Origin of the sequence: Burkholderia sp. A2, from assembly GCF_001729305.1 — a bacterium.
Taxonomy (GTDB): domain Bacteria; phylum Pseudomonadota; class Gammaproteobacteria; order Burkholderiales; family Burkholderiaceae; genus Burkholderia; species Burkholderia sola.
This window is the reverse complement of the sequence record NZ_LZXX01000138.1, coordinates 29,809-45,297: the sequence shown is the minus strand read 5'-3', so window position 1 is coordinate 45,297 and position 15,489 is coordinate 29,809. Positions and strand designations below refer to the sequence as shown.

Here is a 15,489-nt window from a genome sequence, read left to right as displayed (position 1 = left end):
ATACGCTCCACGGCAAGACTGGAAGCGATTGTCCAACGCGCTCGCGGCGGCGTAAAGATCGGGGTGTGTACCGACGAGGCCGGCCGTCGCGACGAAGCGCGACGCAGCCGGCCCGCCTCCGTTCAGCGATAGTCGACCCACACGCTGCCCGCGTCGGCCGACCGCACGCAATTCTCGACCCAGCGCACGCCCTCGACGCCCGCATGCACGTCCGGAATGCGGATCGCCTTCGCCGCCGCGGCATCGCCGCGATCGGCCGCGTCCATCGCGAGCGCGAAGCGCGCGTAGAGGTTCGACCATGCTTCGAACAGTCCTTCCGGATGGCCGGCGCCGATGCGGTCTTCGCGCAATGCGTGCGGATGCAGGTACGGCATCCCGCGATCGAGCACCTGCGCGGGCTGCCCCTGGATTTCGTAGCGCAACTGGTTCGGATGTTCATCCCACCATTCGATACTCGCCTTCGAACCGATCACGCGCACCTTCTGCCCGTGCATCGAGCCGGCGTTCACCGCGCTCGACCACACGTAGCCGATCGCGCCGGTGTCGTATTCCATGATCGTGAACGCGTTGTCCTCGAGCGGCGCGCGGCTCTTCACGAAGCTTTGCCGCGAACACATCAGCCGCTTGATCTTCAGTTCCGGCGCCATCACTTCCGAGATGTACAGCGGATGCGTGCCGATGTCGCCGAGCACGTAGCTCGGGCCCGCGAACTTCGGATCGACGCGCCAGCGCGCGGCCGCGCTGGCAGCCTCGACGCCTTCGCTGTGGAAGCCGTGCGCGAACTGCATCTGCACGATGCGGATCTCGCCGAGATCGCCGCGCGCGATCATCTCGCGCGCCTGCTCGATCATCTGGTGCCCCGAGTAGCCGTACGCGACGCCGACGATCCGGTTCTTCTCGACCGACAGGCGCTGCAGCGCCTCGGCCTCCTCGGTCGTGAAACACAGCGGCTTCTCGCAGACCACGTGCAGCCCCGCGTTCAGCGCGGCGCGACAGATCTCGAAGTGCGTGTTGTTCGGCGTCGCGATCGACACCGCGCGGATGCCGTCCGGGCGCCGCGCCTCGGCGTCGAACATCGTCGCGTAGTCGGGATAGCAGCGCTCGGCCGCGACGCCGAGCTTCACGCCGAACTGGCGGCCGCGCTCGGGATCGATGTCGAATGCGCCCGCGACCAGCTGGAAGCTGCCGTCGCGCAGCGCGGCCGACCGATGGCTGTAGCCGATCTGGCTGCCGAGCCCGCCGCCGACCATGCCCCAGCGAATCGAATGTCCAAGCAGAATCTGTCCGTCAATCATGATGGTGTGTTCCTGGTGCGTGTTCAGGGGGTCATGCAAAACCGGCCGACGCGAGAAACGCGCGGCTCGCGGCGACGTCGCGCAAGCTCGTGCCGGCGTTGCGCGGGTCGCGTTCCTGTTCGATCGTGATGTAGCCGGCATAGCCGATGTCGACGAGCGCGCGGCGGATCGCCGGGTAGTCGAGCACGCCGGTGCCGATCGGACACATCACGCCGCGTGCGCAGGCCGCGAAAAACGCAATGTGCTCGCCCATCACCGCGTCGTATACGGCCGCGTCGATATCCTTGAAATGCACGTAGTCGAGCCGTGCCGCATGGCGGCGCAGCCACGTTTCCGGGTCCATGCCCGAGTAATGCAGATGGCCCGTGTCGAGACACAGGCCCGCCGTCTCGGCCGGCATATCGGCAACGATCCGGTCGATCTCGTCCGCGAACTCGATATAACCGCCCGCATGCGGATGGATCACCGCGCGCACGCCGAATTCGTCGCGCGCGATCGTCGCGATCTGCCGGATATGGTCGACCATCCGCGCCCAGCGCGCGTCGGACAGCCGCGGCGCGCGATCGCCGTGGCCGGCCGCGTAGTCGCGCTCCTCGTGACCCCAGTCCATCACGACGAGGTACGGCGCCGCATGGCGCTGGCCGTCCTGAGTCGGCAGCTTCGGCAACTGCGTGATCAGCGCGCAGATGTCGCGCGTCTGGCGCAGCAGGTTCGGCAGGTTCTCCGGCGACACGAGATCGTCGAAGATCGTGCCGGCCGTGATGCTCAGGCGTTGGCGTTCGAGCTCGGCGCTCACCACGCCGAGGTCCAGCGGGATGTAGCCGTACGGCCCGAGCTCGATGCCCGAGTAGCCGGCCTGCGCGGCCTCGGCGAGCACCTGCCGCCACGGCGGCAGGTGCGGGTTCTTCACGTCGTCGACGCCCCAGCAGCACGGCGCGCAGCCAATCTTCATCGTCATGTCGGTCGGTCCAGGTAAATGGCAAGCGGTCACGGTCAGCCGCGATAGAACGCGGGACGGTCGGCCATCGCGATCGGCTCGACCGCGCCGCTCTGCTGCGCGCGCACGCACGCGTCGGCCGCGACCGCTGCCGCGTAGCCGTCCCACGCGGACGGCCCGGTCAGCGCGCCCTGACGCACGCCGTCGATGAACGCCTGCAGCTCGACGTCGTACGACGCGATGAAGCGCTCCTTCCAGTCGGTCATGATCTCGACCGATTGCCGCGCCGCATGCTTGAGCCCGACGGCCGGCGGATCGGGCAGCTTCGCGATGCCCTGCTCGCCGACCACCTCGCACTGGATGTCGTAGCCGTACCGGCAGTTCACGAAGATCTCGACGTCGATGCGCACGCCGCTCGCGGTTTCGAGCAGCACGATCTGCGGATCGGCGAGATGCGCGCTCGCATGGCGCGTCTTCTTCGGATAGACGACCTGCGCGCGCGTGTAATCCTCGCCGAGCAGCCAGCGCAGCACGTCGAGTTCGTGGATCAGCGTGTCGGTGATCGCCATGTCGGTCGTGTAGCGCTCGCCGACCGACTGGTTGCGGTGCGCGCAATGCAGCATCAGCGGCGCGCCGATCTGGCCGCTGTCGATCACGCGCTTGAGCGCGCGATAGCCTTCGTCGTACGGCCGCATGAAGCCGACCTGCACGAGCCGCTTGCCGTGCGCGACCTCGGCTTCGACGATCCGCATGCAGCCGTCGGCCGTGACGGCCAGCGGTTTCTCGCAGAACACCGGCTTGCCGTGCGCGATTGCGTCGAGCACGAACGCCTCGTGCGTCGGCCCCCACGACGTGACGAGCACGGCCTGCACGTCGGCGGCCGCGACCACTTCGTGGCCGTCGCCGTAGATCTCGGCGTCGAGCCCGTACTTCGTCACCGCGTCGCGCGCCTGCTGCGGATCGATGTCGTTGACGGCCACGACGCGCGCGCCGGACAGCGTGCGGGTCAGTCTGCGGATGTGGTCCTGGCCGATCGCGCCGCAGCCGATCACGCCGATTTGCAAGGTCATGCAGTTGTCTCCAGTCGTTCGTTCATCAGCGGCGCGGCCCGTGCCGCGCCGGTGGGCAATCGGTCATCAGTCAGCGCGCGGTGCGATCGAAATGGCGATCGACGTAGCGCTGGATCGTGTCGCGCATGTAGCGCGACGACGCTTCCGCGCGGTCCTCCCACGCGAACACGCACGACGACATCACGCCGTCGAAGCCGGCGGCGCCGAGCGCGCCGAAGAACGCGTCCCAGTCGATCTCGCCCTGCCCGATGTCGAGATGCTGGTGCACGCGGATCTGGTTCGAGCCGGGCGGGTTCACGATGTAGCGCAGCTGGCTGCTCTTGCGGTGGTCGAACGTATCGGCCACGCGCACGTGCGCGAGGATCGGCGCGGCCTGCGCGATCATCGCGGCCATGTCGTCGCCGTAGTAGAACGTGTGCGGCGCGATATACGACAGCTTCAGCGACGGCGAATCGATATTGGTCACGATGTCGATCGCCGGCTGAAGCTGCTCGATCCAGTCCTCCGGATGCGGCTCGACCGACAGCACGATGCGTTCGCGCTCGAGGATCGGCAGCAGCTCGTCCATCGAGCGGAACCACGCGGCCTCGCACAGCTCCTTCGGGTTCGCGCCCGGCCGCTCGCCGACCGAGCGCTCGGGCGACGCGCCACGACCGAACTCGGACACCATCAGCGGGCATTCCATCTCCACTGCCACCTCGATCGCCTTCTTCCAGCACCGCACGGCCCATTGCCGCTCGTCGTCGAACGGGCTCGCCCAGCGGTACATCGGTTGCAGCGACGCGAGGCCGACGCCGCTCGTGCGCATCGCCTGGCGGAACGCGGCCATGCGCTCACGCGTCGCGCGCGGCATCACCCACCAGTCGAGAAAGTCGCTGCGCGGCGACAGCTCGATCTGGTCGTAGCCGAGCTCGGCCACCGCATGCGGCAGCCGGTCGAGCGGCAGGTGGCGAATCATGTAGGGGTCCAACGCGATCTTCATCGGGCTTCCTTGGCGAATACGGATTCGGGGCTCACGCGTGCGTTCAGCGGCGCGACTTCTTGTTGCGGTACTGGTCGGCGATCACGGCCGCGACGATGATCGCGCCCTTCACCATCTCCTGGTAATACGCGTCGATGCGGATGAACGTGAAGCCCGACGTCATCACGCCGAGGATCAGCACGCCGATCACGGTGCCCGTCACGCGGCCGAGGCCGCCCGACAGCGACGTGCCGCCGATGACGACGGCCGCGATCGCATCGAGCTCGTACATCACGCCCATGCCGGACTGGCCGGAGATCGCGCGTGCGGCCGTCACGGTGCCGGCGATCCCGCTCAGGAGGCCCGCGATCGCATAGACGAAGATCAGGTGCCGTGTGACGTTGATGCCCGACACGACGGCCGCATGGCGGTTCGCGCCGATCGCATAGGTGTACTTGCCGAAGCGCGTATAGCGCAGCACGACGTGGAAGATCGCGGCGATCACGACGAAGATGATCACCGGATTGGCGCCCGCGCCGATCGCCGCGAACGGATCGGTCAGCATCGACACCGGCATCCCGTTGGTGAACCACTTCGCGAAACCACGCGCGGCGACCATCGTGCCGAGCGTCGCGATGAACGGCGGGATGCCCGTCATCGCGATCAGCGTGCCGTTCAGGAGACCGACCAGCAGCCCGACACACACGCCGGCCAGCACCGGCCAGATGACCGGCAGGTCGGTGAGGTGCGGAAACACCGCGCGCGGAAAGTCGGACACCTGCGCGAGGCTCGCCGACACGACGGCGGCCGCCGCGACGACCGACCCGGACGACAGGTCGATCCCGCTGGTGATGATCACGAGGTTCACGCCGACGGCGATGATGCCGATCACGGCCATCTGCAGCACGATGATCTCGAGCCGCTCGGCATTGAACAGGAAGCTCTGGCCGACGACGATCCAGCCGACGACCTCGAAGAACAGGCTGATGCCGACCAGCACGAGGAAGATGCTCAGTTCGGGCGGCCACTTCGCATGCCGCGACTTGAGTGTCATGGTCTGCGCATCCGCGACCGGGTTCAGGTTGCCCATTTCAGTTGTCTCCAATCTTGTTTCGGCTCAGCGCGACGCGAGATCCATGATGCGGACCTGGTCGGCGTCCTTGCGATCGACGATGCCGGTCATGCGTCCTTCGTGCATCACCATCACGCGATCGCTCATCCCCAGCACTTCCGGCATTTCCGACGAGATCATCAGCACCGCGACGCCCTTGCCGGCGAGCGCGCTGACGAGCCGGTGGATCTCGGCCTTCGCGCCGACGTCGATGCCGCGGGTCGGTTCGTCGAGGATCAGGATGCGCGGCTGCGTGAGCAGCCACCGGCCGATCAGCACCTTCTGCTGGTTGCCGCCCGACAGGTTCTGGATTTCCTCGTGCAGCCCGGGCGACTTCACGCGCAGCATCCGGCTCATTTCCTCGCAGTCGCGCTTCAACTGCGCCTGCTGCACGAAATTGAACTTCACGTAGCGACGGCTGAGCACCGCCGCCTCCATGTTCGCGAGCAGGTCGAGATTCAGGAAGCAGCCGGAATCCTTGCGGTCCTCGGTGAGGAACGCCATCCCGTGCTTCATCGCCTGCGCGGGCGTCGCGATCCGCACCGGCTTGCCGTCGATGCGGATCTCGCCCGACGTGGCCGGCACGACGCCGAACAGCGCCTCCGCGACGTTCGAGCGCCCCGAGCCGACGAGGCCCGCCACGCCGAGGATCTCGCCCGCGCGCAGCTCGAAGCTCACGTCGCGGAACACGCCGTCGACGCACAGATCCTTCACCGACAGCACGACGTCGCCGATCGGCACCGCCTCCTTCGGGAACATCTGCGTGATCTCGCGCCCGACCATCATGCGGATGATGTCGTCGCGCGTGACGTCGCTCGACGCATGCGTGCCGATGTACTTGCCGTCGCGGAACACCGAGAACTCGTCGGCGATCTCGAACAGCTCGTTCATCTTGTGCGTGATGTAGACGATCCCCTTGCCCTGCTCGCGCAGCTGGCGAATGATCCGGAACAGGTGCGTGACTTCCTTGTCGGTCAGCGCGGAGGTCGGCTCGTCCATGATCAGCACGTCCGAGTCGAACGACACGGCCTTCGCGATCTCGACCATCTGCCGGCTCGCGACCGTCAGCGTGCGCACGTCGGTTTCCGGATCGATGTCGATCGACAGCCGCTCGAACAGCGCGGCCGTGCGGCGGCGCAGCTCGGCGTGATCGATCAGGCCGAAGCGGTTCTTCGGTTCGCGGCGGATCCAGATGTTCTCCGCGACCGTCATGTACGGCATCAGGTTGAGTTCCTGATGGATCATCGCGATGCCGCGGTCGAGCGCGTCGAGCGGGCCGTTCAGCACGACCGGTTCGCCGTTGATCAGGATTTCGCCTTGGTCGGGCGTGTAGACGCCCGCGATGATCTTCATCAGCGTGGACTTGCCGGCGCCGTTCTCGCCCATCAGCGCATGCACGGTGCCGCGGCGCACGCGGAACTGCACGCCGTCGAGCGCGACGACGCCGGGAAAGGACTTGCCGACGCCGCGCACCTCGAGCACGCAGTCGGCCATGGGCGCACCGGACGAACCCGGCGCGGCGGACGACGCGGCCGGCGCGCTTTCGCTGGCCATCGAGCGCGCGATCCTGGCTGTAAACATGGACGTACCTCGAAAATCGCGCGCGAACCCGGCCGCGCCGGGCCCGCGCAGTTCAGCGGAAAAACCGGTCAGTGCTTCGCGTACTGGTTCATGTTCTCCGGCGTCACGAGTTCGAACGGCACGTTCACGTAGCGATCGACCGGCTGCTTCTTCGCGAGCTTGAGCGCCGCGGCCACCGCCTGCGCGCCCTGCCCGGTCGCGTTCTGGTAGACCGACACCTTCAGCTCGCCGGCCTTCATCGCCGCAAGGCCGTCCGGCGTCGCGTCGATGCCCGCGACGACGGTCTTCGGCGTCAGCTTGCGCGCGGCCTTCAGCGCGTTGATCGCGCCGATCGCCATTTCGTCGTTGTTCGACACGATCGCGTCGAACTTCGTCCCGGAGCTCAGCCAGTTCATCGTGATGTCCTGCCCCTGCGTGCGGCTCCACTTGCCTTCGCGCTTGTCGACGATCTTCATGCCCGAGCAATCCTTCGTCGCGATCACGTCCTCGATGTCCTTCGTGCGGGCGCGCGCCGATTCGTTGGACAGTTCGCCCATCAGCACGAGGATGTCGCCCTTGCCGCCGAGCAGCTTGCACACCTGGCGCGCCTGCAGCGTGCCCGACTGCTTTTCGTCGGAGGCGACGACCGCGACGCCGGCCGGCAGCTTGTCGAAATCGACCGGCTTGCGGTTCACGTACACGAGCGGGATCTTCGCGGCGGTCACCATCTTCGTGATCTTCGGCGTCGCGTCGGTATCGACCGCGTTCACGATGATCGCGTCGACCTTCTGCGCGATCATGTTCTGGACCTGGCTCAACTGCTTGCCGACGTCGTTGCCGCCGTCCTCGATCTGCGCCGTCGCGCCGTCCTTCTTCGCCGAATCGGCGATGCTGTTGCGCAGGATGGTCAGGAATGTGTCGTCGAACGATGCCATCGTCACGCCGATCTTCTCGGCATGCGCGAGCGGCGCAGCCAGGATCGCGGCGGCCGCGACGGCCATCAGCTTGGTCTTCATGATCAATCTGTCTCCTCATCTCCGGGGGCGGAAGACGGCGCGTTGCGCGCCGCCGGGCCGAGTCCGATCGGGTCCGATCGGGACTGAAGCATCCGGATGAAACTGTAGATCACTTCCTCGAAAATTTGGAAATTTATTTCTACGTGATTTCACCTAGAGAACTGGATTTCCAAAAAGTCTAGACTCCGTTCCGTAGCCCGAATCCCGGCGACAGGCAGCCCCATGTCGTGCAGCTCATGCTGCGGACAGCCGCCCCGGATCGATCCCCTAATCTGCCGGCAGCGCCGAACGCCGGCCGCGAGCGTGACACGTGATATGAGCCTGCTGAACTTTCCGAGTGACCGCCCCATCGATCTCGCCTGCCTCGGCCGCGTGGCCGTGGATCTCTATGCGCAGCAGTACGGCAGCCGCCTCGAGGACGCGCGCAGCTTCCAGATGTATCTCGGCGGCTCGTCGGGCAACGTCGCGTTCGGCGTCGCGCGGCTCGGGCTGAAGACCGCGATGATTTCGCGCGTCGGCGACGAGCAGATGGGCCGCTTCCTGCGCGAGACGCTCGAGCGCGAAGGCTGCGACACGAGCCAGCTGCAGACCGACCGCGAGCGCCTGACCGCGCTGGTGCTGCTCGGGCTGAAGGATCGCGATACGTTCCCGCTGCTGTTCGTGCGCGAGAACTGCGCGGACATGGCCGTGCGCGCCGACGAGATCAGCGAGGACTTCATCGCCGGTTGCCGCGCGCTGGCGATCACCGGCACGCATCTGTCGACGCCGGGCACGCGCGAGGCGTCGCTGACCGCGTTGACGTATGCGCGCCGCCACGGCGCCGTGCGGATCCTCGACATCGACTACCGGCCAGTGCTGTGGGGCTTGACCGCGCGAGGCGCCGGCGAAAACCGCTACGTGCCCGACGCGCAGGTGACGCGGCAGTTGCAGCAGGTGCTCGGCGAATTCGACCTGCTGGTCGGCACCGAGGAGGAATTCCTGATCGCGGGCGGCGTGCCAAATGATCTGATCGCGTCGTTGCACGCGGTGCGCGCGATCACGAACGCGACGCTGGTCGTCAAGCGCGGTGCGCTCGGCTGCTGCGTGATCGAAGGCGACGTTCCCGCGCGCATCGACGATGCGCCGACCTTTCTCGGCGAGCGCGTCGAAGTGCTCAACGTGCTCGGCGCGGGTGACGCGTTCCTGTCGGGGCTGCTGTCCGGGCTGCTGCGCGGGCGCGACTGGGCCGAATCGACGCGTATCGCGAACGCATGCGGCGCGATCGTCGTGTCGCGCCACGCATGCTCGGCCGCGATGCCGACGCCGGCCGAACTCGCGCACTGGTTCGACGGCAGTCGCAACCCGGTGGTCGATGCAGACCGCACGCTCGCGCACCTGCATCGCGTGACGGTGCCGCGCCGCGAATGGGACGATCTCTGCGTGATGGCGTTCGACCATCGCAGCCAGTTCTACGAGCTCGCGGTGCAGGCCGGCGCGGACGAAGCGCGGATCAAGACGCTGAAGCGCCTGCTCGTGCGCGCGGTCGAACAGGTCGAGCGCGATCGCGGCATCGCGGGCCACGTCGGTGTGCTGATTGACGGCGGTGCGTACGGCAGCGACGCGCTCGCGTCGGCCACCGGGCGCGGCTGGTGGGTCGGCCGCCCGGTCGAGTTGCCCGGCTCGCGGCCGCTGCGCTTCGACGACACGCGCTCGGTCGGCTCGTCGCTCACGCACTGGCCGACCGAACAGGTCGTGAAGTGCCTTGTCCACTATCACCCCGACGACCACGTCGACCTGCGCGTCGAGCAGGAGCAGCGCGTGCTGGAACTGTGGGAAGCCACGCGCGCGAGCGGCAACGAACTGCTGCTGGAAATGATTCCGCCGCGCGCGGTCACGCCGGCCGGCACCGAGGACGACGCGGTGCTGCGCACGGTCGCGCGCTTCTACAACCTCGGCGTGAAACCCGAATGGTGGAAGCTCACACCGCTCACCGCCGACGGCTGGGCGCGGCTCGCCGCGCTGATCGCCGAGCGCGACCCGTATTGCCGCGGCGCGGTGATCCTCGGGTTGAACCAGCCGTTGCAATACCTCGTCGACAGCTTCCGCTCGGCGACCAACCCGATCGTCAAGGGCTTCATGGTCGGGCGCACGCTGTGGGCCGATGCGTCGCTGAACTGGTTCGCGGGCCGGATCGACGACCAGGCGCTGATCGACGAAGTGGCCGGCAACTTCGCCCGACTGGTCGACGCGTGGCTGGGCCGCCGGGCCGCCGCGCGCGCCGCCGCGGCCTGATGCCCGTGTTCGTGACGACCACCCGACTTCTCTCTATCGACCGACGATGACCACCACCGTAAGACTGACCGTCAGCCAGGCGCTCGTGCGCTACCTGGCCGCCCTGCGCGCCGAAGTCGTCCAGCCCGACGGCCGCACCGAGATCCTGCCGTACTGCGGCGGCGTGTTCGCGATCTACGGCCACGGCAACGTGGCCGGGCTCGGCGAGGCGCTGCACGCGGAGAAGGACCGGCTGCCGACGTTTCGCGCGCACAACGAGCAAGGCATGGCCAACGCGGCCGTCGCGTTCGCGAAAGCCAATTTCCGCCAGCGGATGATGGCCGCGACGTCGAGCATCGGCCCCGGCGCGACCAACATGCTCACTTCCGCCGCGCTCGCGCACGTCGGCCGCCTGCCGCTGCTGCTGCTGCCCGGCGACGTGTTCGTGTCGCGGCTGCCCGACCCGGTGCTGCAGCAGGTCGAGGATTTCGAACAGGGCGACGTCAGCGCGAACGACTGCTTCCGGCCCGTGACGCGCTACTTCGACCGCATCACGTCGCCGGAGCAATTGCTCGTCGCGCTGCCGCGCGCGATCCAGGTGATGACCGATCCCGCGCAGTGCGGGCCCGTGTGCCTCGCGCTGCCGCAGGACGTGCAAACCTTCGCGTACGACTGGCCCGAGGATTTCTTCGCGCCGCCGGTGATCCGGATGCGCCGCTCGCCGGCGGATGCGCGCGAACTCGCCGATGCGCTCGACGTGCTGAAGGCCGCGAAGAAGCCGCTGATCGTCGCGGGCGGCGGCGTACTGTACAGCCAGGCGTGGGACGCGCTGCGCACGTTCGCCGACACGCACGGCGTGCCGGTCGCCGAATCGCAGGCCGGCAAGGGCAGCCTCGCGTGGGACCACCCGCTGAACCTCGGCTCGATCGGCGTGACGGGCTCGCCCGCCGCGAACCGCGCGGCCGCGCAGGCCGACGTCGTGTTCGCGGTCGGCACGCGGCTGCAGGATTTCACGACCGGTTCGCACGCGCTCTACGGCGACGCGACGCTGCTGAGCCTGAACGTGCAGCCGTTCGACGCCGGCAAGAAACGCGGCCGGCAACTGGTGGCCGATGCGCGCACGGGCCTCGGCCAGCTGTCGGCCGCGCTGGCCGGCTGGCGCGCCGACCCGGCGTGGACCGCCGCGAACCGCGACCAGGCCGCCGCATGGAATGCGCGCGTGACGGACCTGACCACGCGGATTCCGAAGGACATGCTGCCGTACGACGCGGAAGTGATCGGCGCGGTGCGCGACTCCGCGGCCGACGCGGGGCGCGACAGCGCGCGCGACGATCTCGTCGTCTGCGCGGCCGGCACGCTGCCGGCCGAGTTGCACAAGCTGTGGCGCAGCGGCGTGCCGGGCAACTACCACATGGACTATGCGTATTCGTGCATGGGCTACGAGGTCGCGGGCGGCCTCGGCGCGAAGCTCGCGCGGCCGGAGCGCGAAGTGATCGTGATCGTCGGCGACGGCTCGTACATGATGCTCAACGCCGAGCTCGCGACCTCCGTGATGCTCGGCCGCAAGCTCATCGTCGTGATCCTCGACAACCGCGGCTACGGCTGCATCGAGCGGCTGCAACTCAATTGCGGCGGCGCGAGCTTCAACAACATGCTCGACGACTGCGTGCCCGAAGGCGGCGAACGCTCGACGATCGACTTCGCGATGCATGCGCGCGCGATGGGCGCCGAAGCCGTGCACGTGCGCGACATCGGTGAATTGCGCGACGAAATGAAGCGCGCGCGGGCGGCGACGAAAAGCCAGGTGCTCGTGATCGACACCACGCACCGCCGCACGACCGACGACGGCGGCGCGTGGTGGGAAGTCGCGGTGCCGCAGGTGTCCGAACGCGCCGGCGTCGAAGCGGCGCACCGCGCGTATCTCGACGCGAAGACCCGCCAGCGGCGCTGATCCGCGACCCTTTCCATCGGCCGCGCCGAGACAACAACATTCGAACCCAGGAAACACGTCATGAGCTGGAACGTCCGCATCGGTATCAATCCCCTGTCGTGGATGAACGACGACCTGCCGTCGCTCGGCGGCGAGACGCCGCTCGAAACGGCGCTGAAGGAAGGCGCCGAAATCGGCTATGCGGGCTTCGAGCTCGGCAACAAGTTTCCGAAGACGGGCCCCGAACTGAAGGCGAAGCTCGCCGAGTTCGGGCTCGTGTGCGTGTCGGGCTGGTATTCGGGCTTCCTCGCGGAAGTCGCGCCGGGCATGACCGATGCCGATGCCGTCGCGGCGGAGATCGAGCGCTGCCGCGCGCACATGACGAAGCTGCAGTACAACGACGTGAAGGTCGTCGTGTACGGCGAATGCGCGGGCACGATCCAGGGCAACATCGACACGCCGGTCGCGAAGCGGCCGCGTTTCGTCGACGACGCAGCGTGGCGACGCTATGCGGCGCGCCTCGACGCGTTCGGCGCGCACTTGCTCGACACGTACGGCATCAAGCTTGCCTACCATCACCACATGGGCGCGTACGTCGAGTCGCCGGACGACGTCGACCGGCTGATGACGCTGACCGATCCCGCGAAGGTGTTCCTGCTGTTCGACACCGGCCACGCGTATTTCGGCGGCGCGGCCGACCCGGTGGCGCTGCTGAAGAAGCACGTGTCGCGCGTCGCGCACGTACATTGCAAGGACGTGCGGCCGCAGGTCGTGAACAAGGCGCGCAACGACGGCTGGAGCTTCCTGAACGGCGTGATCAACGGCACTTTCACGGTGCCGGGCGACGGCGCGCTCGACTACGACGCGACGCTGCGCACGCTGAAGGACGCCGGCTACGAAGGCTGGCTCGTCGTCGAGGCCGAACAGGACCCGGCCGTCGCGCCGAGCTATGCGTATGCGAAGAAGGGCTACGAGTCGCTGCGCGCGATCGTCGATCGATTGAGCGCGTGAGTTCGCGCGCCAGCACCCGAGCGTCCGAGCCCTACCCTATTGCGGAGACCCACTTCATGACGATTTCTCCCCTGCTGGTCAAGGCATCCGCCGACCGCGAAATCTGCAACGTCACACCCGAATCGGCCGGCTGGAAACATGTCGGCTTTCGCGCGCTGCGCCTGAAGGCCGGCGACACCGAAACGCTCGACACCGGCACGCGCGAATTGTGCGTGGTCGTGCTGACGGGCACGGTACGCGCGGACGTCGACGGCGAAGCCTACGACGCACTCGGCAAGCGCGACAGCGTGTTCGAGGACGTGTCGCCGGACGCGCTGTACGTGCCGGGCGGCAAAACCGTCACGCTGGTCGCGACGCGCGATGCGGAAGTCGCGCTGTGCACCGCGCCGTACGCGAGCGGCGACAAGCGCGTGCAGCGCCTCGACGGCGAGCGGATGCGCCGCTCGGTGCGCGGGCAAGGCACCAACACGCGCTACGTGTGCGACATCCTGATGGGCGACAACGCGGCCGCCGACCGGCTGCTCGTCGTCGAAGTCGTCACGCCGGCCAGCCATTCGAGCAGCTATCCGCCGCACAAGCACGACCGCGACGCGGCGCCCGACGAGACGTCGCTCGAGGAAACCTACTACCACCGGATCGATCCGCCGCAGGGCTTCGCGTTCCAGCGCGTGTACACCGACGACCGCAGCCTCGACGAGGCGTGCGCGGTCGAGAACCACGACGTCGTGATGGTGCCGCGCGGCTATCACCCGGTGGTCGCGCCTCACGGCTACAACCTGTACTACCTGAACGTGATGGCGGGCCCAAGCCGCGCGTGGGCATTCAAGAACGATCCCGCGCACGAGTGGATGCTCGACGCGGCGCCGAAACGCTGAAGCGTTGACGTGCTGAAACGCCGAAGCACTGAACGGAAGACGGGCCCGCGCGCGGCCCGTGACGATGCGACGCCCGGCACGCGCGTACCGCGCCGGCAACGCCACGGAGCCGCCATGGTGACGCCCCTCTTTCGCCTCGAACCCCACGCCTTCGACGACGATGCGTCGAACCCGGCGCTACCGCACTTCAATGCGGCCATCGCACGCCGCATCGGAGAAATCGCGGTCAACCTCGCGTCGCGCCGCGGGCTGCCGATCGCGGTCGCCGTCGTCGGCGGGCAGGCGCCGCTGTTCTACTGCGCGCTTGACGGCAGCGACGCGCACGACAGCGATACGATTCGCCGCCGACAGAACACGGTGCTGCGTTTCGGCCAGAGTTCACTCGCGGTCGGCGCGTGCTTTCGACGCGCCGGCTGGTCGCTGCGCTCGCACGGCCTGTCGGACGACGACTACGCGCTCGACGGCGGCGGCGTGCCGTTGCGGCTCGACGGCGCCGGCATCGTCGGCGCGATGACGATCGCGGGGCTCGGCTCCGAAGACAATCACGCACTCGTCGTCGAATGCCTGCGGTGGCACGTCGGCGCGAATGCGCTGGCGATGAGCGCGTAGCGGCGCGAACGGCGCACACGCACCGTTCGCGCGTACTGCACGGATGCTCAGCGCAGCCCGCCGCTCGCGACGAGGCGCTCGCCGGTCAGCCAGCGTGCATCGTCCGATGCGAGGAACACGGCGACCGACGCGATGTCGTTCGGCTCGCCGAGCCGCCCGAGCGGCGTCTGGCCGAGCACTTGCGCTTCGAGATCGGAACCGATGATGCCCGCGCTGTGCGTGCCTTCGGTCACGACCATCCCCGGGTTGATCGCGTTCACGCGGATCTTGCGCGGGGCAAGCTCGAGCGCGAGCACGCCGGTGATCGCGTCGACCGCGCCCTTCGTGCCGCTGTACACGGCGCTGGCCGGCGGCGTGATGCTGGTCACGACCGAGCTGATGTTGATGATGCTCGCGCCTTCGCCGAGATGCTTGGCGGCCGCCTGCGTGGTCAGCAGCACGCCGAACACGTTCGTGTCGAACTGCCGACGGTAGTGTTCCTCGGTGATCGCTTCGATCGGCGCGAATTCGTACACGCCGGAGTTGTTGACAAGCACGTCGAGACGGCCGTACGTGTCGATCGCGGTATCGATGATGCGTTGCGCATCGGCGGCCTTCGACACGTCGCCGCCGACGGCGACCGCGCGGCCGCCCGCCTCGGTGATCGCGCTCACGACCGCATCCGCGCCCGCCTTGCTGCTCGCGTAGTTGACGACGACCGCCGCACCTTCGTCGGCCAGTGCCTTCGCGATGCCCGCGCCGATGCCCTTCGATGCGCCCGTGACGACCGCTACCTTGCCTGCCAGCTTGCTCATGATTTCATTCCTCAGTCAGAAGACCTTCGATGGATGGCGCCGGTTGCCGCGACGATGTTGCCGCGGCAAT

Annotated in this window: 13 protein-coding genes; 5 read left to right on the top strand and 8 right to left on the bottom strand. The window is 67.9% G+C overall.

From position 1 onward, the window contains the following. Positions 1-122: 122 nt before the first annotated feature. The 7 genes from A9Z05_RS30405 to A9Z05_RS30375 form a co-directional block, all read right to left on the bottom strand. The gene (locus tag A9Z05_RS30405; RefSeq protein ID WP_069621316.1) at positions 123-1,295 is read right to left on the bottom strand and encodes a Gfo/Idh/MocA family protein; all 1,173 of its coding nucleotides are present in this window, start codon (positions 1,293-1,295) and stop codon (positions 123-125) included. A 31-nt stretch (positions 1,296-1,326) separates the two neighbouring features. Then, positions 1,327-2,253: a TIM barrel protein gene (locus tag A9Z05_RS30400; RefSeq protein ID WP_069621315.1), complete on the bottom strand. Its 927-nt coding sequence runs from the start codon at positions 2,251-2,253 to the stop codon at positions 1,327-1,329. Between the two features lie 35 nt (positions 2,254-2,288). Continuing rightward, entirely contained in the window at positions 2,289-3,302 is a 1,014-nt protein-coding gene (locus A9Z05_RS30395; protein ID WP_069621314.1) for a Gfo/Idh/MocA family protein, read from the bottom strand. 70 nt (positions 3,303-3,372) lie between these two features. Continuing rightward, positions 3,373-4,284, bottom strand: a complete 912-nt coding sequence (locus A9Z05_RS30390; RefSeq protein WP_069621313.1) for a sugar phosphate isomerase/epimerase family protein — start codon at positions 4,282-4,284, stop codon at positions 3,373-3,375. A gap of 43 nt (positions 4,285-4,327) precedes the next feature. Beyond that, positions 4,328-5,353: an ABC transporter permease gene (locus tag A9Z05_RS30385; RefSeq protein ID WP_069621312.1), complete on the bottom strand. Its 1,026-nt coding sequence runs from the start codon at positions 5,351-5,353 to the stop codon at positions 4,328-4,330. 27 nt (positions 5,354-5,380) lie between these two features. Further along, positions 5,381-6,955: a sugar ABC transporter ATP-binding protein gene (locus A9Z05_RS30380; protein WP_069621311.1), complete on the bottom strand. Its 1,575-nt coding sequence runs from the start codon at positions 6,953-6,955 to the stop codon at positions 5,381-5,383. Between the two features lie 68 nt (positions 6,956-7,023). After that, the gene (locus A9Z05_RS30375) at positions 7,024-7,950 is read right to left on the bottom strand and encodes a sugar ABC transporter substrate-binding protein (protein WP_069621464.1); all 927 of its coding nucleotides are present in this window, start codon (positions 7,948-7,950) and stop codon (positions 7,024-7,026) included. A gap of 315 nt (positions 7,951-8,265) precedes the next feature. On the opposite strand from A9Z05_RS30375, the gene iolC reads away from it, so the two are divergent. From iolC to A9Z05_RS30350, 5 genes are all read left to right on the top strand, one after another. Further along, the gene (gene iolC, locus A9Z05_RS30370) at positions 8,266-10,221 is read left to right on the top strand and encodes a 5-dehydro-2-deoxygluconokinase (protein ID WP_069621310.1); all 1,956 of its coding nucleotides are present in this window, start codon (positions 8,266-8,268) and stop codon (positions 10,219-10,221) included. A gap of 46 nt (positions 10,222-10,267) precedes the next feature. Then, positions 10,268-12,151 (top strand): 3D-(3,5/4)-trihydroxycyclohexane-1,2-dione acylhydrolase (decyclizing), encoded by a 1,884-nt coding sequence (iolD, locus tag A9Z05_RS30365; RefSeq protein ID WP_069621309.1) that lies wholly within the window; start codon positions 10,268-10,270, stop codon positions 12,149-12,151. A gap of 60 nt (positions 12,152-12,211) precedes the next feature. Beyond that, positions 12,212-13,141, top strand: coding sequence for a myo-inosose-2 dehydratase (gene iolE, locus A9Z05_RS30360; protein WP_069621308.1), 930 nt, complete (start codon positions 12,212-12,214; stop codon positions 13,139-13,141). 56 nt (positions 13,142-13,197) lie between these two features. Then, entirely contained in the window at positions 13,198-14,016 is an 819-nt protein-coding gene (iolB, locus tag A9Z05_RS30355) for a 5-deoxy-glucuronate isomerase (RefSeq protein WP_069621307.1), read from the top strand. 114 nt (positions 14,017-14,130) lie between these two features. Then, positions 14,131-14,625, top strand: a complete 495-nt coding sequence (locus A9Z05_RS30350) for a heme-degrading domain-containing protein (protein ID WP_069621306.1) — start codon at positions 14,131-14,133, stop codon at positions 14,623-14,625. Between the two features lie 47 nt (positions 14,626-14,672). Here A9Z05_RS30350 and A9Z05_RS30345 read toward each other — a convergent pair whose 3' ends face one another. Further along, positions 14,673-15,419 carry a glucose 1-dehydrogenase gene (locus A9Z05_RS30345; RefSeq protein ID WP_069621305.1) on the bottom strand — a complete coding sequence of 249 codons (747 nt, stop codon included), beginning with the start codon at positions 15,417-15,419 and terminating at the stop codon, positions 14,673-14,675. Between the last annotated feature and the right edge of the window lie 70 nt (positions 15,420-15,489).

Excerpts from the sequence above, each read along its gene's own strand:
- A9Z05_RS30405 (WP_069621316.1), bottom strand. The coding sequence starts at position 1,295 with ATGATTGACGGACAGATTCTGCTTGGACATTCGATTCGCTGGGGCATG.
- A9Z05_RS30400 (WP_069621315.1), bottom strand. The coding sequence starts at position 2,253 with ATGACGATGAAGATTGGCTGCGCGCCGTGCTGCTGGGGCGTCGACGAC.
- A9Z05_RS30395 (WP_069621314.1), bottom strand. The coding sequence starts at position 3,302 with ATGACCTTGCAAATCGGCGTGATCGGCTGCGGCGCGATCGGCCAGGAC.
- A9Z05_RS30390 (WP_069621313.1), bottom strand. The coding sequence starts at position 4,284 with ATGAAGATCGCGTTGGACCCCTACATGATTCGCCACCTGCCGCTCGAC.
- A9Z05_RS30385 (WP_069621312.1), bottom strand. The coding sequence starts at position 5,353 with ATGGGCAACCTGAACCCGGTCGCGGATGCGCAGACCATGACACTCAAG.
- A9Z05_RS30380 (WP_069621311.1), bottom strand. The coding sequence starts at position 6,955 with ATGTTTACAGCCAGGATCGCGCGCTCGATGGCCAGCGAAAGCGCGCCG.
- A9Z05_RS30375 (WP_069621464.1), bottom strand. The coding sequence starts at position 7,950 with ATGAAGACCAAGCTGATGGCCGTCGCGGCCGCCGCGATCCTGGCTGCG.
- iolC (WP_069621310.1), top strand. The coding sequence starts at position 8,266 with ATGAGCCTGCTGAACTTTCCGAGTGACCGCCCCATCGATCTCGCCTGC.
- iolD (WP_069621309.1), top strand. The coding sequence starts at position 10,268 with ATGACCACCACCGTAAGACTGACCGTCAGCCAGGCGCTCGTGCGCTAC.
- iolE (WP_069621308.1), top strand. The coding sequence starts at position 12,212 with ATGAGCTGGAACGTCCGCATCGGTATCAATCCCCTGTCGTGGATGAAC.
- iolB (WP_069621307.1), top strand. The coding sequence starts at position 13,198 with ATGACGATTTCTCCCCTGCTGGTCAAGGCATCCGCCGACCGCGAAATC.
- A9Z05_RS30350 (WP_069621306.1), top strand. The coding sequence starts at position 14,131 with ATGGTGACGCCCCTCTTTCGCCTCGAACCCCACGCCTTCGACGACGAT.
- A9Z05_RS30345 (WP_069621305.1), bottom strand. The coding sequence starts at position 15,419 with ATGAGCAAGCTGGCAGGCAAGGTAGCGGTCGTCACGGGCGCATCGAAG.